The 24,029-nt window shown below is 52.7% G+C and carries 20 protein-coding genes and 1 pseudogene; 2 read left to right on the top strand and 19 right to left on the bottom strand.

Annotation, left to right across the window (positions count from 1 at the left end; all coding sequences use genetic code 11):
* Nucleotides 1-2 precede the first annotated feature (2 nt).
* A complete protein-coding gene (locus tag ELQ88_RS25025) occupies nt 3-560 on the top strand; it encodes a TetR/AcrR family transcriptional regulator (RefSeq protein ID WP_128873352.1) in 558 nt (185 codons plus the stop codon).
* Here ELQ88_RS25025 and fabF read toward each other — a convergent pair.
* The 3 genes from fabF to ELQ88_RS25040 form a co-directional block, all read right to left on the bottom strand.
* Nucleotides 557-1,831 (bottom strand): beta-ketoacyl-ACP synthase II, encoded by a 1,275-nt coding sequence (gene fabF, locus ELQ88_RS25030; protein WP_138968435.1) that lies wholly within the window; start codon nt 1,829-1,831, stop codon nt 557-559. The two genes, ELQ88_RS25025 and fabF, sit on opposite strands and share 4 nt — an antisense overlap.
* Before the next feature lie 32 nt (nt 1,832-1,863).
* Nucleotides 1,864-2,658 carry an SDR family oxidoreductase gene (locus ELQ88_RS25035; RefSeq protein ID WP_138968437.1) on the bottom strand — a complete coding sequence of 265 codons (795 nt, stop codon included), beginning with the start codon at nt 2,656-2,658 and terminating at the stop codon, nt 1,864-1,866.
* 854 nt (nt 2,659-3,512) lie between these two features.
* On the bottom strand, nt 3,513-4,808 hold the full coding sequence (locus ELQ88_RS25040; protein WP_161599984.1) for an O-antigen ligase family protein: 1,296 nt from the start codon (nt 4,806-4,808) through the stop codon (nt 3,513-3,515).
* A gap of 288 nt (nt 4,809-5,096) precedes the next feature.
* Between ELQ88_RS25040 and ELQ88_RS25045 the strand changes: the two are divergent.
* Nucleotides 5,097-5,438: pseudogene (locus tag ELQ88_RS25045) on the top strand (transposase); the annotation flags it as partial.
* A 261-nt stretch (nt 5,439-5,699) separates the two neighbouring features.
* Here the strand turns inward: ELQ88_RS25045 and ELQ88_RS25050 are convergent.
* From ELQ88_RS25050 to ELQ88_RS25125, 16 genes are all read right to left on the bottom strand, one after another.
* Nucleotides 5,700-6,035, bottom strand: coding sequence for a helix-hairpin-helix domain-containing protein (locus ELQ88_RS25050; protein ID WP_138968441.1), 336 nt, complete (start codon nt 6,033-6,035; stop codon nt 5,700-5,702).
* A gap of 113 nt (nt 6,036-6,148) precedes the next feature.
* A complete protein-coding gene (locus ELQ88_RS25055) occupies nt 6,149-8,143 on the bottom strand; it encodes a nucleoside-diphosphate sugar epimerase/dehydratase (protein WP_138968443.1) in 1,995 nt (664 codons plus the stop codon).
* A 90-nt stretch (nt 8,144-8,233) separates the two neighbouring features.
* Nucleotides 8,234-9,262 (bottom strand): glycosyltransferase family 4 protein, encoded by a 1,029-nt coding sequence (locus ELQ88_RS25060; RefSeq protein ID WP_138968445.1) that lies wholly within the window; start codon nt 9,260-9,262, stop codon nt 8,234-8,236.
* A gap of 2 nt (nt 9,263-9,264) precedes the next feature.
* A complete protein-coding gene (locus tag ELQ88_RS25065; RefSeq protein ID WP_138968447.1) occupies nt 9,265-10,224 on the bottom strand; it encodes an SDR family oxidoreductase in 960 nt (319 codons plus the stop codon).
* The gene (locus ELQ88_RS25070; protein ID WP_138968449.1) at nt 10,224-11,477 is read right to left on the bottom strand and encodes a glycosyltransferase family 4 protein; all 1,254 of its coding nucleotides are present in this window, start codon (nt 11,475-11,477) and stop codon (nt 10,224-10,226) included. Before ELQ88_RS25070 ends, ELQ88_RS25065 begins: the two co-directional genes overlap by 1 nt.
* A gap of 14 nt (nt 11,478-11,491) precedes the next feature.
* The gene (wecB, locus tag ELQ88_RS25075) at nt 11,492-12,622 is read right to left on the bottom strand and encodes a UDP-N-acetylglucosamine 2-epimerase (non-hydrolyzing) (RefSeq protein ID WP_138968451.1); all 1,131 of its coding nucleotides are present in this window, start codon (nt 12,620-12,622) and stop codon (nt 11,492-11,494) included.
* Nucleotides 12,623-12,723: 101 nt separating this feature from the next.
* Entirely contained in the window at nt 12,724-13,842 is a 1,119-nt protein-coding gene (locus ELQ88_RS25080) for an NAD-dependent epimerase/dehydratase family protein (protein WP_138968453.1), read from the bottom strand.
* A gap of 3 nt (nt 13,843-13,845) precedes the next feature.
* Nucleotides 13,846-14,880: a polysaccharide biosynthesis protein gene (locus ELQ88_RS25085; RefSeq protein ID WP_138969576.1), complete on the bottom strand. Its 1,035-nt coding sequence runs from the start codon at nt 14,878-14,880 to the stop codon at nt 13,846-13,848.
* Nucleotides 14,881-14,882: 2 nt separating this feature from the next.
* The gene (locus tag ELQ88_RS25090; protein ID WP_138968455.1) at nt 14,883-16,100 is read right to left on the bottom strand and encodes a glycosyltransferase; all 1,218 of its coding nucleotides are present in this window, start codon (nt 16,098-16,100) and stop codon (nt 14,883-14,885) included.
* 155 nt (nt 16,101-16,255) lie between these two features.
* Complete coding sequence (locus tag ELQ88_RS25095) at nt 16,256-17,686, bottom strand: sugar transporter (protein WP_138968457.1); 1,431 nt, start codon at nt 17,684-17,686, stop codon at nt 16,256-16,258.
* A 351-nt stretch (nt 17,687-18,037) separates the two neighbouring features.
* The gene (locus ELQ88_RS25100) at nt 18,038-18,277 is read right to left on the bottom strand and encodes a lipopolysaccharide assembly protein LapA domain-containing protein (RefSeq protein ID WP_138968459.1); all 240 of its coding nucleotides are present in this window, start codon (nt 18,275-18,277) and stop codon (nt 18,038-18,040) included.
* Between the two features lie 27 nt (nt 18,278-18,304).
* Nucleotides 18,305-18,601, bottom strand: coding sequence for an integration host factor subunit beta (ihfB, locus tag ELQ88_RS25105; RefSeq protein ID WP_048382534.1), 297 nt, complete (start codon nt 18,599-18,601; stop codon nt 18,305-18,307).
* A gap of 151 nt (nt 18,602-18,752) precedes the next feature.
* The gene (locus ELQ88_RS25110) at nt 18,753-19,031 is read right to left on the bottom strand and encodes a hypothetical protein (RefSeq protein WP_138968461.1); all 279 of its coding nucleotides are present in this window, start codon (nt 19,029-19,031) and stop codon (nt 18,753-18,755) included.
* 287 nt (nt 19,032-19,318) lie between these two features.
* Entirely contained in the window at nt 19,319-21,010 is a 1,692-nt protein-coding gene (gene rpsA, locus ELQ88_RS25115; protein ID WP_008148721.1) for a 30S ribosomal protein S1, read from the bottom strand.
* A 120-nt stretch (nt 21,011-21,130) separates the two neighbouring features.
* On the bottom strand, nt 21,131-21,820 hold the full coding sequence (gene cmk, locus ELQ88_RS25120) for a (d)CMP kinase (protein ID WP_138968463.1): 690 nt from the start codon (nt 21,818-21,820) through the stop codon (nt 21,131-21,133).
* The gene (locus tag ELQ88_RS25125) at nt 21,817-24,024 is read right to left on the bottom strand and encodes a bifunctional prephenate dehydrogenase/3-phosphoshikimate 1-carboxyvinyltransferase (protein WP_138969577.1); all 2,208 of its coding nucleotides are present in this window, start codon (nt 24,022-24,024) and stop codon (nt 21,817-21,819) included. Before ELQ88_RS25125 ends, cmk begins: the two co-directional genes overlap by 4 nt.
* Between the last annotated feature and the right edge of the window lie 5 nt (nt 24,025-24,029).

The following is a 24,029-nucleotide window of genomic DNA, read 5'->3' on the forward strand; positions in this document are numbered from 1 at the left end:
AAATGCGTTACTCGCAGGACCATAAAGCTCAGACCCACCAACGCATCATCAAGGAAGCATCAGCGCGGTTTCGTCGCGATGGTATTGGTGCGACCGGCTTGCAGCCGCTGATGAAAGCGCTGGGTTTGACTCACGGCGGCTTCTACTCGCATTTCAAGTCCAAGGACGAACTGGTAGAAAAAGCCCTGCAAGCAGCGGGAGATCAGGTAGACGTTATATGCGCCGAACTGTTTGCCCAGGATCAACCGCTGGAAACATTCATTGATACCTATTTGTCTGAATGGCACCAGACTTCACCGGATGAAGGTTGTCCGCTTCCGACCATGTCGTCGGAACTCGGTCTGCGCGGACAACCAAGCCCGACCTCTGACGCAGTGCTCAATGCACGGCTCGACCAGGTGCAAGCCGCGCTCGAAAGCGAGGACGCCGCCGAACGCGCCATCGTCATCATGTCGACCCTGGTCGGCGCGCTGCTGCTATCGCGCAGTGTCGAAAATCCGCAGTTTGCCCAGCGGATTCTCGACATCACCCGTGTCTATCTCAAACGAACCGGGGATTAACCCTGCCAGCGCTTGAACAGCACACTGGCATTGACCCCGCCAAAGCCGAAGCCATTGGACAATGCGTATTCAATGGCCATCGGCCGTGCCTGACCATGGACGATGTCCACGCCTTGGGTAGCGGGGTCCGGGTTATCGAAATTGAGGGTCGCCGGCACGACCTGGTCGCGAATCGCCAACAGCGTGAAGATTGCCTCGATTCCGCCTGCCGCACCGAGCAAATGCCCGGTGGCAGATTTGGTCGAGGTCACCGCAATGTTGTTGTCCGTGCCGAACACCGCCTTGATGGCGGCCAGCTCACCGAGGTCACCAATCGGCGTCGAGGTGGCGTGGGCGTTGAGATGCTGCACCTGCGCAGGTGAAATACCCGCCTGGGCCAACGCCAGCAACATCGCTCGCTGTGCACCGCTGCCATCCTCGGGCCCGGCGGTCAGGTGATAGGCGTCGGCGCTGGTGCCATAGCCGACCAACTCGGCCAACGGCTGCGCGCCGCGAGCCAGTGCATGCTCCAGGGATTCGATCACCAGCAGACCGGAGCCCTCGCCCATGACAAAGCCATCGCGACCGCTGTCGAACGGCCGCGAAGCACGCTCCGGGGTGTCATTGTAAGCACTGGACAAGGCGCGAGCCGCGGCAAACCCGGCCAGACTGACGCGATCGATCGCCGCTTCCGCACCGCCGCACACCGCAATGTCCGCCTCACCACAACGAATCAGCCGCGCCGCATCGCCAATCGCCTGAACCCCGGCCGCGCATGCCGTCACCGGAGCACCCAACGGGCCCTTGAAACCGTGCTGAATCGACACATGACCGGCAGCCAGGTTGACCAGAAACGAAGGAATGGTGAACGGCGACAAGCGCCGCGGACCCCGGCTGTCGGTAGTGCGCACCGCATCGGCAATCGCGCCGAAACCGCCCACGCCGGAACCGATAATGGTCGCCGTGCGTTCCTGGGCATTGGCATCCAGCGCCTGCCAACCCGCTTGCTCGATTGCCTGACGAGCCGCCTCCATGGCAAACAGAATGAAGCGGTCCATCTTCTTCTGCTCTTTGGGCGCCGTGGCCCGGTCAGGGTCAAAACCCGCCTCGGCATCCTCCGCCGGCGTCGGCACTGCACCACCGACCCTGGTCGACAGATCGGCCACCACCTCGTCGGGCAAATTGCGTATCCCCGAACGCCCCGCCAACAAACGCGCCCAGACAGCCTCGACACCACTCCCCAACGGCGACACCAGGCCCATGCCTGTCACAACCACTCGACGATCACTCATACTGCAATTACCTCAAGCCAATGGATGGCACCTCACTTGTAACGCGAGGCGGCCTTGCTTTTGGAAAGATTCGGCGCCATCACATGACGCGCCGCAACAAAGGCGTCCCAGTCGGCGGCATCCGGCAACGAAGGGATAGTGACCAACTCACCCTGGTCCAGCCCCGACAACGCCGCATCCACCATCTCCCCCGCCTCCATCACCATATCCTCAGGGATCTGGGTAGCATCGATACCGGAGCGTTCCCAGATCTCGGTGCGTGTCACACCAGGCAACACGGCTTGAACCTTGACCCCGGTGCCATCCAGCTCCGCGTTCAACGACTGGGTCAGACTTAACACATAAGCCTTGCTGGCGCTGTAAGTTGCGTTGAAACGCTCGGGAAACAAGGCCACCACCGAGGCAATGTTAATGATCGTCCCCCGGCCCGCCTTGGCAAAACCAGCCGCCGCCGCCGAAGCCAGCCGCGTCACCGTTGTAACGTTGAGCTGGATCAATCGCTCCAACTGGTCCATGTCGGCATTAGCCAACAAGCCATCCGCTGCAACACCGGCGTTGTTCAGCAGCAAGCTGATACTGGAATCGCTACGCAGGCGCTGCTCAAGCTTGAGCACATCATCCTTTTGCGTCAGGTCAGCCCTGAGCACCTCGACCTGAACCCCATGCTCGGCGCGCAACCTGCTCGCCGCCGCTTCCAGCCGCTCCTGATCGCGAGCCACCAGCAACAAATCGAAACCACGCGCCGCCAAGCGCTCGGCGTAGATCGCACCGATGCCGGAGGAGGCACCGGTGACGAGGGCTGTACCTTGGGTCTGGACAGAATTCATTACAGTGCTCCTGGGTAGAAGAGGCTCGAGGGAAAGACAGCTGCCCGGGTGCAGAACAATGCAGTGGGCGAGCTATTTATTATACGCATAATATAATATGAATATGATAGTCGTAATTTTCCTCTGACTGACGGAAGGTGCACGGTCGTGGCCGTTGGCCAGATCGAGTAGGAGGCGGATTTACATCCACCGTCCTCTCACGCCACCGTACGTATGGTTCCGTATACGGGGGTTCAGGTTACACGGCTAAGCCGGTTGATCGTATCCAGTATCGAGACCAGTCAAGCTGATCATTGTTTCTTCGGTAGCACCTGATTCATTTGTGACGCTCCCGAACTCCATCATACGGCGTCAATTAAACGCAGATTTTGCTTCGATTGTTTATTGGAGACATTGATTGTCAGCATGGGTTGGCAAAATATTTCAAATACTCCAGCGCGTGGCCAGGAAAGGTAAATAGGCGCCGTTCTCGAAGCGCACGGTGCTATCGGCGTCATTCAGCCCAGTTTTGCTGGGTCGTTGGCGAAGACATAGGGGAAGGTCAAGGTAGCGAGCGATGACAGGACATCATCGGAGCGGGGACTTGATTTTTGGATGAAAGGATATGCGGTACCAAGAGAGGCGAGTTCGTTCGAGAGGATCGGTTGAGTTTTAAAGGATCGAAACAACCGAACGGAAGTACGGCAACGACATAACTTGAATGCCCCAGGATGATCGACGCATCGCAGCTCGCTAAATGTTTCCCGCAAGGCATGAACACATTATTCATTCGGTTTAGCCTGCTTCTACTTCATCATGTCCCGCGCTGACCGGGTGCGTCGAAATACGACGCCCCATCAGCAAACCAAGAGTTTTCAGGCAGGCCGTTTGAAATGCCCGCTAAGTGAACCAAACAAAAAGAACGCCAGAGCGCCAGCACTTGGCACTATCAAAATATCCCACGCGAATGCCATCGGACCAAATGTCATGAGTACGGCACTCCATGTAAAGAATCTTTCTGGGGTGGGCAGAGTATGAGCCCTGGCACGCCAAGCCTGTACCAGATTGAGCAGTAGCATGGCAAGGAACGGGATAAAGAAAATAATCCCCCCCTTCCAGATAAGGGTTAAATAATAAACATGAGTGGAGGTATTGGCTGAGAGAATTTTAGACGCCCCAGGCCCGTCATACCTTCCATAGCTAGAAAAGCCATTCCCGATCAAGGGGCTTTTTATCACCTCATTGACGCCGGCAATTGCCAACTCAATGCGCCCTGTGGCGAAGGCATCCGCTTGAGCGCGCAACACTTCGACTGATTCCCCCGATTTTTTTGGAGTACCTGTGAAACCCCCAAGTTCTTTTATCGACGCGGCCATGCGGTTCTCATTCATGCCTCTGGCGTAGGTGAGAGCACCCGCAAAAATGGCGGCTAGCAGCATGTACGCAGCTAACCTCCGCATCGCTGGATGACGCCAGCCGAAAAAAATCACAGAGCCAACGATCCAGGCAATCAACATCTGCGCGCTACGCGAATCGCTGCCAAGAACGAGGAAAATAGCGCAGCCAAATGCAACAATGAACATCCAGCGACATAAGGAATTTGCAACAGATCCAAAGACTGCGCCGCAAAGTATCACTGCCTGGATGCAGAATAGATCCGTCAAGCTGAGGACACCGAATGTCGCAAACACCGGGAGCCCGAAAAACTCTGCATTCATCACCGCCAGACCTAACGGCCCAACGTAAACTCGAACAGGCTGGTCCAGTATCAAAATACGAGCGGTAATTGCAACGATAAAAATAGCAGAAAATACAGAAAGCCAAAAAATAACTTTCTGGATAGTGTGCCTACCTGATAAATATTGACCTAAAAATATAAAACTTGGCGCAAACATCAATAGAATTAACGCCAAAAAATGTCGAAGCAGTTCTCCATCTGGAGCTATATGATTCGCCAGAAGTATAGATGCAGCGCCACACAGCGCAGATGCAAAAAACAAAGCCCACACTTTGCTATAATGTGTGAGCATAATTAAAGCAATAACCGGAGCCAGGAAAAACGCTGGATTGATGTCATAGTTCATCACTGCAAACAGTACGATTGGAACTGTTAACAAGAATGCAATAACTGGCAACTCATACTTCCAATATCTATTCATGATCCCACGCATACATTCAATTCCTAGCAACCTTCCCGGCAAAGTCGGCGAGCATAGCTGTATAATTCTTGATCGGCCAGAGCCGATTTCAATGGACCATGCTTGTCTGAGAAAAAACCAGCTTTTCAGTGAGATACTGACCTGGGGTGAGGGATGTAGGTTCCGGCAAGGCGATAGGTGAGGCTGATCAGGTTTCATTTCGCGAACATTGACAGGCAGGTCCAACCAAGCCGGCGCACAATGAAACGATTCATGTAAAAGCACCACGTCCGCCCAGTGCAGACCAGGCTCGAAATCGATGTGACAGCTCAAAACGCTTTAGGTAAAGCCATCAGCTAGCTGGCGAGCAACTGGAACAGATTTGAACGGTACGCTCGAGAAGGCACCTGCCGATCGACAACAACCCTGCCGAACGAGCCATCAGGCCCTTAGTGATCGGAAGGAAGAACTGGTTGTTCCGTGACACGTCCAAGGCGCGACGACCGGTGGTCAACTTTACAGTCTGGTCGATTCCGCCAAAGCCAACGGCCCAGAGCCCTGTGCGTGGCTGCGCCCCGCACGTGAGCGCCTGCCGACAATTTCTTCGTGGAGGATTTCGAAGCGTTACGGCCCTGGCACTGCTCGCCGGTATCGCGCAGTTAAACGCTATCCATCTTGAGGCTGGTAGAGTTTGCGGAGAGCTTATGAATACGGCGAAGCAGATTGATCGCTGGATGCGAGAGCAAGCGAGCGGTAACTCCACCATTCGACAGGTGGGGTTTAAGGATCGCATACGGTGTTCAGAGAACCTCCAAGTCACCTCCGTGGCCACTACAGCCCAGACTGCTTGCGCAACGTTCCTTGCCAGGCGCACACGCAAAAAAGGCCGGTCATTTGACCGGCCTCTGGCGCTGATTTAGTAGCTTAGTTCACTTCAAGCTTCTCGCGATTCTTATCCAGAAGAGCTTTACCGATCCCCTTGACCTCAAGCAACTCGTCCACCGACGAAAAAGGTCCATTACTCTCACGATACGCAACAATCGCGCTGGCCTTCGCCTCACCTATACCGAACAGATCTCGCTGCAGGGTTCGCGCATCCGCCTTATTGAGATCGACTTTTCCGGACTGTACCTCAGGGGCCATTTGTTGCACTTGGGTCGTATTGCCAGCTTCAGGTTTGACTGCTGGCGCAGCAACGGCGCCGATAGAGGCGCTGGTGAGTAAGGCAAAAACCAGAGAGTAAAAGTATCCAGTACGCATATAAAACGCTCCATGACATCGATTGGGAAAGCAGCTTTTTCCGAAGCTGCCCTCCAAACTTAGGCGATGAATGGAGACTGTCAAAAATGTGTCTGTTGCGGGATGTGAAACAATCAGGGCTCGAGTCGACGTTGTTGGTAGATCCAGTCGACGATCTCACCGTCCGGGGTGTAACCGCTGACTGTGTCGCGCAGGAGTTGGCGCACGCGTGCGTAATCATCCTGATCAACGGCGCTCAGCAATTCGCTAAGCTTCGCCTTCAGTACATCCCACGGCAGGTGATCCTCGTTCGCGCTCATAATCATCGGATGCTGGGTGGCGGCGACGTTGTCGCCGATCAATAACTCTTCGTAGAGCTTTTCGCCTGGACGCAGACCGGTGAACTCGATGGAAATATCTCCATGCTGATTCCTTTCTGAACGCACGCTCAAGCCCGAAAGATGAATCATCTTTTCGGCCAGTTCGACTATCTTCACCGGTTCTCCCATGTCCAGAACAAAAACATCACCGCCCTGCCCCATGGACCCAGCCTGAATCACCAACTGAGCGGCCTCCGGGATCGTCATAAAATAACGCGTGATCTTCGGATGGGTGACTGTCAGCGGACCGCCGGATTTGATCTGCTTGTGAAACAATGGAATCACCGAACCGGACGAACCCAGGACATTACCAAAACGCACCATGGTGAAACGGGTTTTATTGACGTGGGAGATATTGGTGGTATCACCAAACAACACGGGGGCGAGTTCTCGACTGAGCGCTTGAAGCGTAAGTTCGGCTAGTCGCTTGGTGCTGCCCATGACATTTGTAGGTCGCACCGCCTTGTCCGTTGAAATTAGAACAAAGTTGGCAACACCTGCTTTTAGCGCGGCTTGAGCGGTATTGAGCGTGCCAATGACGTTATTAAGAACGCCTTCAGCAATGTTATGTTCAACCATCGGAACATGTTTGTAGGCGGCGGCGTGATAGACCGTCTCTACACGCCAGGTTTTCATAACATCGAGCAATTTATCCGGATTGCGTACTGACCCCAGAATCGGTAATAGCCGTACTGACAGGGATTCACGAGCGATGCGCTGTTCAAGTTCGGACAAAATGTTGTAGAGATTGAATTCGCTGTGCTCAAAGAGCAAAAGTGTTGTTGGATGCAAAGCCAGAATCTGCCGGCAAAGTTCCGACCCGATAGACCCACCCGCTCCAGTAACCAATACCGATTGATTTTTAATGCAGTGCTCTAGAAGGTCGCCTTGTGCTGGGACTGCATCTCGACCCAGGAGGTCAGCGATGTCAACTTCTTGAATGTCGTCAACCTGAACCCGACCACTTGCCAAGTCCATAAAACCGGGGACACTTCGTACATGAAGCGGAAAACCTTCGAGAAATCCGAGAATTTCGCGTCGCCGTCCTCGGGTGGCAGAAGGGATTGCCAAGAGAATTTCCTGTGCACCACTGGCATCGATCATTTGCTGAATGTGTTTAGGCTTATATACCTGCAATCCGGCAATAATACGATTACCAATACTGCTGTCATCGTCAATAAAAGCAACAGGCCGCATGATCCGCCCCATGCGTAACGCGGCGACCAATTGGTTTCCAGCAGCGCCGGCGCCGTAAATAGCAACCTTGGGCAATCCGTCATCTCGATTGGTGAAAGGCACATGCTGAGCCGCTGTGAACCAATCCCCTAGAAAGTATTGACGCATGGCCAGACGCAGCCCGCCGACCATGATCAAACTTAACCACCAATAATTGAAGATGATCGAACGCGGGACAATGTTTTGATGATTGCTGTACCAATAAACAACTATGCCTAGAATCAGTGATGACAACGTCACCGCTTTAATAATCGCGATCAGCGCGTCATTCCCGAAATATCGCATCACCGCGCGATACATGCCAAAACGGATAAACAAAGGGATTGCGACTACTGGAGCACTTAGAAAAAGCCATGTATGGACGATGAGTGGATTGGCCATATCATCGATGCCAAGGCGAACTAAAAACGCCAACCACAGCGCTGCCCATACCAGAATGACGTCCGCCAAAACTTGAATCAGTCGTTTCTGGCGGCGTGGCAGCTCCAGCAACAATGTGCGTAACCTATCCATAACTCCGTCGTACACCTCGAACCGCTCCCCTATGATCGTACTTGACCTGTGCGCGTCTCCCGACGCACTCGTACCTCGAACAACAGCCTATCACCTACCGAGGTCTGGTTCTTCAACAGCACCAGCATGGAACTTGAAAGCCAGCATTACAAGCGGGAGGTAAGCGAGTATCAGACCCAGCGCCCCATCCAACTCAAAGTAGGTGACGCAAAAGGCAATGGGCAATAACCAGGCGACGTTAATCGCTCCTACCGCTAACGTAACCGGCAGATGCTGCCGGTACCTACGCGAGGCAAATTGGTACGCATGACTGCGATGAGCCTCATATATCTTGTCACCGCGTATTAGGCGACGAATCAAGGTGAATGTTGCGTCGACGACAAACACCCCTAACAGGATCAACCAGGCCCAAAGCAACTGCGGTGCAGCCCAGGCTGCCTGGATCGAGATCGCACCAATCACCACACCCAGGAATCCGCTTCCCGCATCGCCCATGAAAATCCGTGCGGGCGGGAAATTCCAGAACAAGAATCCACCAACAGCCATGGCCAGCATCCCCGGAACCCACATCAGGCTCTCGACTCCACTAACCCAGTAAAGCAGGCAAGCGCCCAGGCAAGCTGTGATTGCTTCAATACTGGCGATACCATCAATTCCATCCATGAAGTTATACAGATTGAGCATCCATACCAGATAGAGCGCGCCGAGAATGTAACCCAACCAACCAAGGTTCAGACTGAGTCCAAACAAGGAAACGGGGGGAACGCCTCCCAACCAGAACAAAGACCAGGCTGCGGCGCAAAAATGCCCGAGTAGACGCCAACGGGCAGCGATGTGACCGTGATCATCCATAAAACCGATGACCGCTACCAAGGCACCCGCCCCCCCGATAGCGATCAATGTTGGCACTTCGACCAGCTGAGCCCAGGCAAGAAATGGCAGAACCAGTAAAAATGCCAAGACAATAGCGACCCCTCCTCCGCGAGGAGTGGGTATCGAATGTGAACTTCGAGCGTTGGGAATATCAATAATACTTCGCGCCAACGCGTAGCGTCGCAAAGCGGCAGTCATTATTAACGAAACACCAGCCACTGCCGGAATCAACCACCAATAGATCATTGTTATTTACTTTCTCGAAATTTTTGTGCGGTGACCTTCAATGCTTCTTCTACGGAGACCGGAGGTGTCCACCCCAGCAGAGAGCTTGTTTTGCTGATGTCGACTTGCAACGAGCCACATAGCCGGTTCGACAAATCTTTCCTGCCCAGCAATGCCGCAGCACCACTTAAAATCCAGGAAGGTATCGGCAATAGGCGCGCTGGTCGACCAAGCGCCATGGCCATTTTTTTCAACAACTGGGTGGTGGAAAGATCGTCGCCATCACTGACCAAGAAAGTCTGATCAGCCGCCGCCGGATGACTGATACACATGAAAATCAAGTCCACTAGGTTATCCAAAGCGACCAGACTGCGCCGGTTGTGGATCGCTCCAAAAGGCAACGGAATACCTTTATCAAGCCATCGCATCATATTCCGAAAATTTGCTTTTACCCCAGGGCCATAGACCAGCACTGGACGGATGATTACTACTTCCATTCCAGTTTCACAAGCAAGTTTACGAAGCCCCTGCTCGGCCTCCATTTTAGAGATCCCATACGGATCTACAGGACCTGGAGTATCTTCCGGTGAATAAGCGATACCAGGAGCCGTACCCTCACCATTGACCTTGATGGAGCTTATAAAGATAAAACGCTTCACGCCGGCTTGAGCTGCATGACGCGCCAGATTCAACGTTCCGTCGACATTGACCCTGCGGAACGCTGCCAACGGATCAGCCTCGGTATCGTTCATGACATGAACACGAGCGGCAGCATGTATAACAACATCTATATTGTTAAGACTTTCATTCCAGGACGTTGCACCATCAAAGCCGTCGACGTAAACCGTCGTTGCCTTGCTTCCAAGTTTATTTGATCCATTACGCAAAGCAGCAACGACAGTGTAATCTTCGGCGACCAAACGACTCAGTGTTGCCCCACCCACAAAGCCGGTTGCACCGGTTAGAAATACAGATTGAGACATTATTTGGCAGCCTTCCGTAAAGTTGCATCGCGAAAAAGCTTTTCCAGGCGCCCCAGTAGCGTAGGTTTTGAAAAATGAGTCAGGTAGTAAGAACGGCCAGATTGGCCCATCGCTTCTCGTTGAGAAGCATCAATTTTCGCTAACTTCAGCGTAATTCGCACAAGCCCTTGCGTATCACCTGAAGGACACGCAAAACCTGATCCCGACTCTTCTATTATCCGGGCTGCCTCGCCATTGATCATTCCCAGAATCGGTTTGCTCGAAGCCAGATAAGCCTGGACCTTGCCAGGAATAGTTTTTTCAAACACATCGTTGGTTCTAAGCGAGACCAGTAGCGCGTCAGCACAAGCAAATACTCCAGGCATAGCACTCAGTGGGTGCCGCCCCAGAAGCAAAACATTCTTCAAACCTCTTGCTGTGACTTGTTCGCTCAGCCAACCACTCATGCGCCCGTCCCCTACAATCACCCAGCGAACCGATACCTGATCCTTCAAAGCCTCCGCGGCATCCAATACAGCTGGAAAGTCTTGCGCTTCACCTAAATTTCCAGCGAAGACAACTGTAAAAACAGTGCTGTCACGCTGAAGCAGGTCCGATGATACTGGCGAGGATACTGAAAAATCGTCCTCCGCCCAGCTTGGAAAATAGACCAACCGTTCAGGAGAAATTTGTTTTGTGCAATATTGCTTTACATTGCTGGCAAAGCCTTGGGATTGCAAAAGCAAGTAGTCCGCGCGATTGTAAATCCACGATACCATTCGCCCCACCAAGGCCAACAGGGTGGCGTTTCGGAGTACGCCAACAGCCCTGAGTGTCTCCGGCCAAAGATCGAGAACCCATATAAACACGGGGGCTTTCTTCATACGCCCGATAATCACCGCCGGGATCGCAGCCATGATAGGAGAGACTGCATAAACGAAAACAGCATCAAATTTTTTCTTGCGAAGCTTTATGACACCGATAGTCGAAGCACTTAAGAAAAAAGAAAGATAATTAAAAATCAGGTTAATGCTTCGTTTACCTCTGGGCACAAGTGGAACCCTGACTATGCGAGCGCCGTAGTACTCCATGAAGCTATCAGGATTCGTTTTGTATTCAGAAAAAACATCTCCCTCAGGATAATTGGGAAACCCTGTGAGCACGGTTACTTCATGGCCGGCTTCCGCGAAATCACGAACCAAATCGTTAATACGCATATTTTCCGGCCAGAAATACTGAGTGACCACCAAGATCCGTAATTTATTCTCAGTCATCCTCAGAACTCAACTCAGTATTTTTTCCAGACTACCCGATTTACATAATCACGGTAGCTATGAACAATCCGTACTACTTTGTCAGCTACGTTCGGCATGCTGTAATCTGCCACCAATCGAAGGCTACGAACGTCATCCCGACCTTGTCCTTCAAGGACTTGCAAGCCTTGCATAGCACGCTCAACCTCCAGGCCGACCATCATTACAGCAGCCTCCTCCATACCTTCCGGACGCTCATGTGCTTCCCGAATATTCAGCGCCGGAAAGTTCAAAATAGAGGACTCTTCATTGATAGTACCGCTATCTGACAATACAGCCTTGGATTCAAGCTGAAGTTTGTTGTAGTCCTTGAAACCTAGTGGCTTTAGCAGTCGCACATTCTTGTGAAACTTTACGCCCATCGCGTCGACACGCTTCTGTGTACGGGGGTGAGTCGAAACAATGACCGGATAATCATAATGCTCCGCGACGGTATTTAGTACATCAACCAACTTGCCGAAGTTAATATCGGAATCAATGTTTTCTTCACGGTGCGCACTGACAACAAAAAATTTGCCCTTCTCCAGTCCCAGACGTTCCAGCACGTCCGAAGCCTCAATGCCCTCACGATAGTGATTGAGCACCTCGAACATCGGACTGCCTGTCTTGATGACCATGTCAGGCGACAAGCCTTCGCGCAGAAGGTAATCACGGGCGATCGTGCTATAAGTCAGATTGATATCTGCCGTGTGATCAACAATGCGACGGTTAATCTCTTCAGGTACGCGCATATCGAAACAGCGATTGCCAGCCTCCATATGGAAAGTTGGAATCTTACGACGCTTGGCTGGGATCACCGCCATGCAGCTATTAGTATCACCCAGCACGAGCAGCGCTTCGGGTTGCACTTCGGCCAGTACCCTGTCTACAGCGATGATCACGTTGCCGATAGTTTCCGCGCCCGTGGCACCCGCAGCATTGAGAAAGTGATCAGGTTTGCGAATACCCAGATCCTGAAAGAAAATCTCGTTCAGTTCGTAGTCGTAGTTCTGACCGGTGTGAACCAGTACGTGATCGCAATATTGATCAAGCTTGGCCATCACCCGTGATAAACGGATAATTTCTGGACGGGTACCCACCACCGTGACAACTTTCAATTTTTTCATTGCAAACTCTACTTAATCTATCAAAACAGGCCGGAGGTCTGGACGCTCTCAATTTTATACTAAAGCGACCAATCGTTATCCGACAACCAAGATTGTTATATCTACGCCTGTGTCCCTACCAGGCGCGCATAAGTGTCCGGTCGCTCGCGATCAAAAATCTCGTTAGCCCAAAGCATCACGATCATTTCGTCGTCACCGATATTGGTGATATCGTGCGTCCAGCCCGTCACTGTCTCAACGATCTCTGGCTGCTCTCCGGTAGTGAAAAGCTCATAGTACTCACCGGACAATATATGCCGAAACCGGAAGCAGGCCTTTCCCCGGATAACCAAAAATTTCTCGGTTTTCGAGTGATGGTAATGCCCACCACGAGTCACACCTGGGTGCGCAGTAAAATAGGAAAACTGGCCGCTATCCCGTGTCTTGAGCATCTCCACGAATGTGCCGCGAGGGTCACCATATTTAGGCACAGGATAGGTGAAATTTGCGGGGGGCAAGTAGCTGACATAAGTGGAATAGAGGGCGCGAACCAGCCCCGTTCCAACGGCTTCGGTAATCAGACTGGAGCGGCTATCACGAAACGCTCGCAACTGTTCAGCCAGTGCTCCTACGCTAATACTGTATTGTGGCTCGACGGTGACAAATTTTTCATTGGACACCTGCCCATCCATAGTAGCGATAAACCGGGCAATGACATCATCGATATAAACAAGATTGATGAGCGCCTGCGGATCATTGATCTGAATAGGCAAATCATGAACGATATTGTTGCAAAAAGTGGCGACAGCAGAGTTATAGTTCGGGCGAGCCCACTTTCCAAAAACATTGGGCAATCGAAACAAATACACTGGAGAGTTGGACTTGCTGGTCAATTCAAGCAAGGCGTCTTCGGCACCTCGTTTACTACTACCATAAGAATTATCCAACTCCGCCTGACTGGACGAAGTGTAAAGCACGGGAACCGACCTACCGCTAGCGATTATAGCTTCACACAACGCCTTGGTTAGATCTGTATTTCCGGTGATGAACTCCTCTGGACTCTGAGGTCGATTCACACCGGCGAGATGAAATATGAAATCCACACCCCGCACCAACTCGCGAAGTTGGGAAATGCTGTCCTCCCGAGTAAAAGACACGATCTCCACATCCGCACGCTCATTCAGGTGCGCGATGAGATTCTTACCTACAAAACCGTTCGAGCCCGTGACCAATACTTTCATCGATCATTCCTCCGGCGTTGCATGTTCGCCACGCTGAATGGCCCGCATGAAATCCAGTTTCAACAACAACTGCTTCATGCCTTCTACATCCAGGCGTTCTGTATTGTGCGAATTGTAATCTTCAGTTCGCGAAATCTTCTCTTCACCTTGCTCGACGAATTTCGCGTAATTCAAATCGCGCAAGTCCGGGGGCACGCGGAAGTAGTCACCGCGATCTTCTGCACAAGCCATCTCCTCACGACTCAGAAGTGCCTCAAATAGCTTCTCGCCGTGGCGAGTGCCGATCACTTGAATAGGGTGATCAGGTTGTTTGAGCATTTGTGTCAGAGCCTTGGCTAGCACCTCAACCGTGGCAGCAGGGGCTTTTTGTACGAAGAGATCACCATTATTTCCGTGTTCGAAAGCATACAGGACCAGGTCGACCGCATCAGATAGCGTCATCATGAATCGGGTCATATTCGGATCGGTCAGCGTCAATGGCTTACCGTCGCGAATCTGCTGGATAAGCAGCGGAATTACCGAACCGCGCGACGCCATCACATTGCCATAACGGGTTCCGCAGATTACAGTTTTATCATCATCGACATTGCGTGACTTTGCCACCATGACTTTTTCCATCATTGCTTTGGAAATGCCCATGGCGTTGATCGGGTAAACCGCTTTATCTGTACTCAGGCAGACGACCCGCTTGACCTCGTTCTGAATAGCCGCCTCAAGTAGGTTTTCGGTACCCATCACATTGGTTTTGACTGCTTCCATGGGATGAAACTCGCAGGAAGGAACCTGCTTGAGCGCCGCCGCATGGAAAATGTAGTCAACACCTCGAGTAGCATTCAAGACGCTTTGATAATCACGCACATCGCCGATGTAGAATTTCAGCTTCGAACTCGCGTAGTGCTTACGCATGTCGTCCTGCTTCTTCTCATCGCGACTAAAGATTCGAATTTCAGCAATGTCAGAGTCGAGGAACCGCTTCAGCACCGCATTGCCAAACGAACCGGTACCGCCAGTGATCAACAATTTCTTATCGCTAAAAATAGTCAACTATATTTCTCCATAAAATCTACAATTTTTCGACCGACGGCGGCGCTAGATTTGGTCTCTGAGGCCCAAATTTTACCACATGCCGCCTTCTGCAACAAAACGTGCTGATCCAGGCCATCAATAGCCTGCAGGGCGGAACTGATTCCGGAAATCGAAAACTCTTCAATGACATTGAAATAATCAAAGTATTCGTCTGGAATGCCATCCAATCGCGTTGTCAATACCGGAACGCCGCTAACCATATACTCCATTAGTTTGGAGGGGAAAGAATATCGCGTATAAACTTCCTTTGGATCGCGAGTCAATACCAGCAATGTCGATTTAGACTGAATAGATGAGACTTGCGATGGAGTTATGTTTCCTAGATATTTAACAGCTGAACATCTTTTCGTTGTTTCCGCCAAAAACGACTCAAGGTCGCCGCGACCGCAAAGCCAAAGCTCATAATCCAAATCGGATTGAATAAAACCTTCAACGAGCTCTGCAATACCGTAAGCTCTATTCAAGCCGCCGCCATAGAAGATGATTTTTTTTGCCGGAGACTCAACACAATCCGACTGGTCGGCACGCTTAACTGCGGACGAACTTTCTGAGATCCCCTCAAGAACCATATACGGTTTGCTATGCCATGAGGGATTATCTTCAACCATGTATTTACTGATAACAAAGAGACCTGATGACGCGCTTATAAGATGATTGATAATAACCCCATCAATCTTCTTTAGAAATTTCAAGAGAGACGACCTTTGCATCCCCATATCCATGAAAGAAGGAAGATCCGGAACATACACAAAGAAAGGAATATTGAATATTTTTTTAAAAATAAATGCAGCCAATAAATTGGGTGTATGCGCAGCGTACACACACACTTTATCTAGACCTCTGCGCCTCATCTGATTGAGTGCAACAAGCGACCCCACAAACCGAGTAAACAACTTGAGGATTGGTAAATTCAAAAGAGGAGTAACCCTTCCCCTCACACCGACCCCATCAACAAATTTCGAGCCAGGAAAATAGATTTTTTTATTGCGCGGATAGGTTGAAACAGCAAGACTTGCTACCGACTCGACGTCAGCACCGCCGATTTTCAAGGCATCCCGAAACCGACCTTCCAGCTTATATGCCGCCACTTGTGGAAATGGATCGTCCTTTGAGAACCGCTCAAAGTACTGTTCCCCCACATAAAACCCCAGTAACGCTACTTTGTTACGCATGCCCTACCCCTGCAGCCCCGTGATAAAGCAGGGCTGGATTGCTGGATACTACGCTTCCAATACCTTTCAATAAAAACATCGTGACCTACCTACTCACGCAAAAACTTAAACCCATGTCACACACTAGCCGACCGCAATCTATTTATCTTGAAGCACTAAATGATAGCCTTTGTAAACTCACCCCACTTTACTCCCTTCCAGAGCGCCAGGAGGCTAAGAACAGAAAAACCTATCAACCATAAAGCTGACTTTACCCGCCAGTCATCTATATGTATCAAATCCCCTAAGGCGTAATAATAAGCAGCCCCCGCTGTCACGGTCAGAACAGCCACGAACAAAGGCACCACTAACGCGCGATAAACACTCATTTTTTTATGAATACTGTAGGCCACCAGTAGAAAATAAAGCCCTTGAGCCAGCATGAGCCCGATCGACACTCCATATATCCCCCAATACCTCCCTCCTACGTAAGAAAAAACTACGGAAAAGATTGCGGAAACAATAGATAAAACCGCCAACAACTTCATCTTACGATGCACCTCCAACCTCTTCTGTATGTACACCGACGAAGAGTTTAGAAACACACTTACATATGAGAAAAAAATCACCCACAAGGATACATCAATAGATTTACCAGTAAGCCGCTCAAAGAAATCAAACCCAACAAAATGTAACGCACACCACAACAACGAGAAAGCAACTATAAGAAAACCGAAAGAACTTTCGATGATGTTAGCGGCAAAGCGCTTTTCCCGAAACTTTCTAATCACTAAAGGATGCACCACCATGAGCAGTGGCATGCTCAGCAAACCTGCCCCCCCGGCAAATAAATCTTTCAAGGAAAGATAGATATCCCCATGCTCAATATTATAATAACCAATCGAAAAACGATCTGCAGCAGCCATCACCAACATACCAAATATCCACGGCGACAAGGCCGCACCATATTGATATAAAGATTTAACCACCGACATGAATTTATCAATGTATTTCGCAGGATTTGTAAAGCCAAGCTTTCTTATAACACTGAACAAAAGAACAGCCACGGCGGAAGCATACCCTGCCGTCAACGCAACCAGCGCAAACCGAAAATCAACACCTAGCTGCTCAAAAAGTATAAACACCAGCATGGCTTGCACAAAGGCCTGAAGCAAAGCAGCCTTCAACTGTTGCCAGACTAAAAAATCAGCCTGGCAAACTGATGACAGGAAGAAAAATAATACTTGGCTAACGCACAGCGCCCAGACACAAACAAAGACAAAATCATCTGCAACAAAAAATGCGCAGACCGAGGCGGCTAGAATGCCGGCCAAGGGAGCTATAAAAAATATAACGACCAAAGAGCTTGAAAAAAAACCAGTCTTATCATCACTTCCCGAGAAGTGATAAACAAATGAATTCCCCACCCAACCCGCAAATAACTGAGCTGCTATCAAAGCACAAGTTACACTGACAGAATAACTTACGTACTGCCCACCAGGAAAAAACTTATATAGAAAGAAAACGAAAAAAATCCCCATAAAAGCCGGGATCAATTTCACGGGAACATATAAAAAAAACTTAGACAAAAATGAGTTATTATTCATTAATCAACCAATACTCATACCGCTTCATAGAATCGACTCCTTAAAAGCCGACTTTTCTTGCACATGCACGTGAGAAGTTCTGCTTACCAGCTGAAAAAGTAACGCACGATAGACTTAATAACATATCAACCTCATCCAGATGTGCTAGTTACAAATGAGAAATAACGCAGTTGTCGCCCAGAGACGCGATGGGATCCCTCTTTTTCGCCACCACCTGGGTGGCCGGCGAGCTTCGCATGTTTAGTTAACACGCGCAAGGATGACCCAAAAATCCAAGACAAGCATTAACTCCGGCCACAATCTTAACCCCAGCGCACCCCATGCATGAAACATGGAATTATAGAAAGCGACTCAGACCAAACGTTTTTGACGAGCCCCAGCAAACCGACGGAGCACCCATCCAATGCAGGGCCCAATCAACATGCCTGCCAACAAAGCAACCACCGCGATCACCGACATCGGTAGCGCCGGCCCGACCCAACCAAAAAACAACAAGGAAACGGGTTGCTGGTTCTCAAGAACGAACGCCAAAATTGCCAAACTCAGCATCAGGATGAACACAGTGAGCAGAGCGCGTTTCAGGTTACGCATGAATCCCTCCTTGCATTGCCGAAGCAGTCAAACATCTTCCTCCTCATCCTCATTCACCCGATCCCTAAGCTCCTTCCCCGGCTTGAAATGCGGAACAAACTTGCCATCCAGGCTCACCGATTGCCCGGTCTTCGGGTTACGCCCTACCCGCGGCGCTCGGTAATGCAATGAGAAGCTGCCAAATCCACGGATCTCGATGCGATCACCGGTGGCGAGGCATTGGGACATTTGCTCGAGCATGGTCTTGATGGCCAGCTCCACATCCTTGGATGAGAGCAGCCCTTGATGGGTGACAATTCGTTCGATCAACTCCGACTTCGTCATATTTTTCCCTTCTTTTTCAAGCAGCTAGATCAGCGCTTCAAAGGTTTTAGCACGCCCGGATGAATTTGAACAGTCTGAGTTTTCACATATCTTTACCAACTGTGAGTGACCCTGTCGCGGAGCAAGAGCCGCTGATCGCCCGCTTTTTTGCTCATCTGCAGATAACCAGCATGGTGCGGGTCAGGTAGCCGGCAGGATTGAAGCCGAAAGGGTATTCATCCTCTTCCTTGGCATCATCGGATCTTGCCACGACTTTGTAGCCGGCACCCTTGCACTCCTTGTCCGCTCGTTTACGGCACTTCTCCCAGCCTGAGCCCAGCCCGGAACAATCGACTACGATGCCACTAACTCCACGCTTCGCGTGTGTCTTGGCGTTAGTGGTACAACCTGCCAATGCCAGTATTGCTATTACGACAATGAGCTTGTTCATTCACTTCCTTATGCCGGACGCTCTGCCCGACTGTCGTTTGCTTCAGGCTATAGACTAGCTGCAATTAAACGATTGATCCTGTTAAAGAAAGAGACAGTTTGTGAAGGCTGCGGTTCATCGCTGATGCAAGGCGGTAGCAGAAGATCAAAAGATCGCAGCCTGCGGCAGCTCTTACAGGGGATGAGCGTGACGCTGATTGCGTGCTCATCCTGAAGCGGTGCGATCGCCAAATCGCAGGCACAAAAAAGGGCGACCGAAGTCGCCCTTTTTCTATGGTCTGACAGAACTTAGTTCTGTTTTTCCATTTGTGCACGCAACAGATCGCCCAGAGTGGTAGGACCAGCAGCGATGCTATCCGAAGGCTTGTCTTTCAAGCTTTGGATTGCTTCTTTCTCTTCAGCATCGTCTTTCGACTTGATGGAGAGCTGGATTACACGGCTCTTGCGGTCAACGCTGATGATCTTGGCTTCTACTTCCTGGCCTTCTTTCAGAACGTTGCGCGCGTCTTCAACGCGGTCACGGCTGATTTCGGAGGCTTTCAGAGTCGCTTCGATATCGTCGGCCAGAGTGATGATGGCGCCTTTGGCGTCAACTTCTTTCACGATGCCTTTAACGATTGCGCCTTTGTCGTTCTCTTGAACGTACTCGGAGAACGGATCGCTTTCCAGTTGCTTGATGCCCAGGGAGATGCGCTCGCGCTCTGGGTCAACCGACAGGATAACGGTGTCCAGCTCGTCGCCTTTCTTGAAGCGGCGAACGGCTTCTTCGCCCACTTCGTTCCAGGAGATGTCGGACAGGTGAACCAGGCCGTCGATGCCGCCGTCCAGACCAATGAAGATACCGAAATCGGTGATCGACTTGATGGTGCCGGAGATTTTATCGCCCTTGTTGAACTGGCCAGAGAAATCTTCCCATGGGTTAGATTTGCACTGCTTGATGCCGAGGGAGATACGACGACGCTCTTCGTCGATGTCCAGAACCATGACTTCCACTTCGTCGCCGACTTGTACGACTTTCGAAGGGTGGATGTTCTTGTTGGTCCAGTCCATTTCGGAAACGTGTACCAGGCCTTCAACGCCTTCTTCCAGCTCAGCGAAGCAGCCGTAGTCGGTCAGGTTGGTTACACGCGCGGTAACGCGAGTGCTTTCTGGGTAACGGGCTTTGATAGCAACCCATGGATCTTCGCCCAGTTGCTTCAGGCCCAGGGAAACACGATTGCGTTCGCGATCGTACTTCAGAACCTTGACATCGATCTCGTCGCCAACGTTGACGATTTCGGAAGGATGCTTGATACGCTTCCAAGCCATGTCGGTAATGTGCAGCAGGCCATCGACGCCACCCAGATCGACGAATGCGCCGTAATCGGTGAGGTTCTTGACGATACCTTTGACTTGTTGGCCTTCCTGCAGGGATTCCAGCAGAGCTTCACGCTCGGCGGAGTTCTCGGCTTCGAGGACGCTGCGACGGGAAACGACAACGTTGTTGCGTTTCTGGTCGAGTTTGATGACCTTGAATTCCAGCTCTTTGCCTTCCAGGTGCGTAGTATCGCGCACAGGACGGACGTCAACCAGAGAACCTGGCAGGAACGCACGGATGCCGTTAACGTCGACTGTGAAGCCGCCTTTAACCTTACCGTTGATAACGCCCTTGACCACTTCTTCGGCTGCGAAGGCTGCTTCCAGAACAATCCAGCATTCAGCGCGCTTGGCTTTTTCACGGGACAGCTTGGTTTCACCAAAGCCGTCTTCAACCGAGTCCAGCGCAACGTGAACTTCGTCACCGACGTTGATAGTCAGTTCGCCAGCATCGTTGTAGAACTGCTCAAGCGGGATGAGTGCTTCAGACTTCAGGCCAGCGTGAACGGTTACCCAGCGAGCCTGGTAATCGATATCAACGATAACACCGGTGATGATGGAGCCTGCCTGAAGGTTCAGGGTTTTTAGGCTTTCTTCAAAGAGTTCCGCAAAGCTTTCGCTCATTTTAATTCCTGTTGAATAAGGGCGAAGGATACGCCCAGCTCCACATCCCAGACGATGTGGGTTACGTTCATTTAAAGAAGCGACACAGGACTATGACTGGTCCCCTGGGTCGTTTCTTGGTCACCCGGCGATATCGCGGATTGCGATCTCGCTCATGATGCGTTCAAGCACCTGTTCGATGGACAACTCCGTGGAATCCAGCTGTATCGCGTCGGCCGCCGGCTTGAGCGGGGCCACTGCGCGCTGGGTGTCACGCTCATCGCGTGCACGGATCTCATCTAGCAGACTCGACAGACTAACACCATCGACTTTGTCCTTCAACTGCAAGTATCGACGGCGCGCACGCTCCTCGGCACTGGCAGTGAGGAATATCTTCAGCGGAGCGTCCGGAAACACCACCGTGCCCATGTCGCGACCGTCGGCCACCAGGCCCGGCGCTTCCTGGAACGCACGCTGGCGCTGCAGCAGCGCCTCGCGCACGGCGGGCAGCGCCGCGACCTGGGAGGCACCCGAACCGACACTTTCGGTGCGGATGACATCGCTGACTTCGTCACCTTCCAGGATGATGCGCTGCAGTTGCCCGTGGGTCGCCGCGATGAACTGCACGTCCAGATGAGCGGCGAGTTTTTTCAGCAGCTCTTCATTGGTCAGGTCGACGCCGTGGTTATACGCGGCGAACGCCAGCAGTCGATACAACGCACCGGAGTCCAGCAGATTCCAGCCCAGTCGCTTGGCCAGGATCCCGGCGACCGTGCCCTTGCCAGAGCCGCTTGGCCCATCAATGGTGATGACCGGTGCGCTGATTTTCACGATTGAGCCTCTTGTGCTACACGGATACCGACCTGCGCGCACAACGCGAGGAAGTTCGGGAACGACGTCGCGACGTTGGCGCAATCATGGATGCGGATCGGTGCGCTGGCGCGCAGCGAGGCCACGCTGAAGGCCATGGCAATCCGGTGATCGCCGTGACCGTGCACTTCGCCGCCGCCGATCTGGCCGCCGTCGATGATGATGCCGTCCGGGGTCGGTTCGCATTTGACGCCCAGCGCCAGCAGGCCATCGGCCATGACCTGGATCCGGTCCGACTCCTTGACTCGCAGCTCTTCAGCGCCGCGCAGGACGGTGCGCCCTTCGGCACAGGCCGCGGCCACGAACAGCACCGGGAATTCATCGATGGCCAGCGGAACCAGCGCTTCGGGAATCTCGATACCTTTGAGTTTAGCTGCACGCACGCGCAGGTCCGCTACCGGCTCGCCGCCGACTTCACGCTGGTTTTCCAGGGTGATGTCAGCGCCCATCAGCCGCAGGATATCGATTACGCCGGTACGGGTCGGGTTGATGCCGACGTGCTCGAGCACCAGCTCCGAACCTTCGGCGATCGACGCGGCGACCAGGAAGAACGCGGAAGAGGAGATATCGCCCGGGACTTCAATGTGGGTGGCGGTCAGCGTGTGGCCGGACTCGACCGACGCGGTAGCGCCGTCGACGCTGACCGGGTAGCCGAAGCCACGCAGCATGCGCTCGGTGTGGTCGCGGGTCGGTGCAGGCTCGGTGACGGTGGTCTTGCCTTCGGCATACAGACCCGCCAGCAACAGGCAGGATTTCACCTGGGCGCTGGCCATCGGCATGGTGTAGGTCAGGCCCTTGAGCTTGCTGCCGCCACGAATGGTCATCGGCGGACGACCTTCGGCGGCGGTTTCGATCACGGCGCCCATTTCACGCAGCGGATTGGCCACGCGATTCATCGGACGCTTGGACAGCGAGGCGTCACCGGTCAGGGTGCTGTCGAAGTCCTGCGCAGCCAACAGGCCAGACAGCAGGCGCATCGAGGTGCCGGAGTTGCCCAGGTAGATCGGGCCCGGCGCCGGCTTCAGGCCATGCAGGCCGACGCCGTGAATGGTCACGCGACCGTGGTGCGGACCTTCGATCACCACCCCCATGTCGCGGAAGGCCTGCAAGGTCGCCAGGGCGTCTTCGCCCTCGAGGAAGCCTTCGACTTCGGTGACGCCTTCAGCCAGCGAGCCGAGCATGATCGAGCGGTGGGAAATCGATTTATCGCCCGGTACACGAATCCGCCCAGTCAGGCGGCCACCAGGTTGTGCCAGGAAAATCAGGTCGTTGGAATTCATAGCGTCCACATAAGCCCGGCGGGCCAGGATTTTACTGAAATGTTCGCGGGCAACCCGGGCGCGCGTGAACACGCCCAATAATTGGTGCCCATCCCCTGCATCGACCGCGTCGCGCAAGGCGTCGAGGTCGCTGCGAAATGTATCGAGTGTGCGCAGGACAGCTTCGCGGTTGGCGAGGAAGATGTCGTGCCACATGACCGGGTCGCTCCCCGCGATTCTTGTGAAATCGCGGAAACCGCCGGCAGCGTAACGGAAGATCTCAAGGTTTTCATTGCGCTTGGCCAATGAATCGACCAGGCCGAACGCCAACAAGTGCGGCAAATGGCTGGTCGCCGCCAACACTTCGTCGTGACGCTCGACCTGCATGTGCTCGACATCGGCACCCAGTTCGCGCCACAGGCGGTCGACCACGGCCAAGGCCGCCGGATCGGTTTGATCCAGCGGCGTCAGTATCACTTTATGACGGCGGAACAGGTCGGCATTGGAGGCTTCCACCCCGCTCTGCTCGGAACCGGCAATCGGATGCCCCGGCACAAAACGCGCAGGCATGCCGCCGAACGCTGCGGTTGCCGCACGCACGACGTTGCCCTTGGCGCTGCCGACGTCGGTCAGAATCGCTTGCCCCAGGTTCATGCCGGCCAGGCGGCCGAGCATTTTTTCCATGGCGAGGATCGGCACGGCCAGTTGAATCACGTCGGCGCCCTGGCAAGCGGTGGCCAGGTCTTCCTCGCAGCGATCCACCACGCCCAACTCGACCGCCAGCTTGCGCGACTGCGGGTCGAGATCGACCCCGACCACTTCGCGACACAGGCCGCTTTCACGCAACCCCTTGGCAAACGAACCGCCGATCAACCCCAGGCCGACCACCACCAGGCGCCCGATCACCGGTG

The sequence above is a fragment of the Pseudomonas sp. MPC6 genome, assembly GCF_006094435.1.
Classification (GTDB): domain Bacteria; phylum Pseudomonadota; class Gammaproteobacteria; order Pseudomonadales; family Pseudomonadaceae; genus Aquipseudomonas.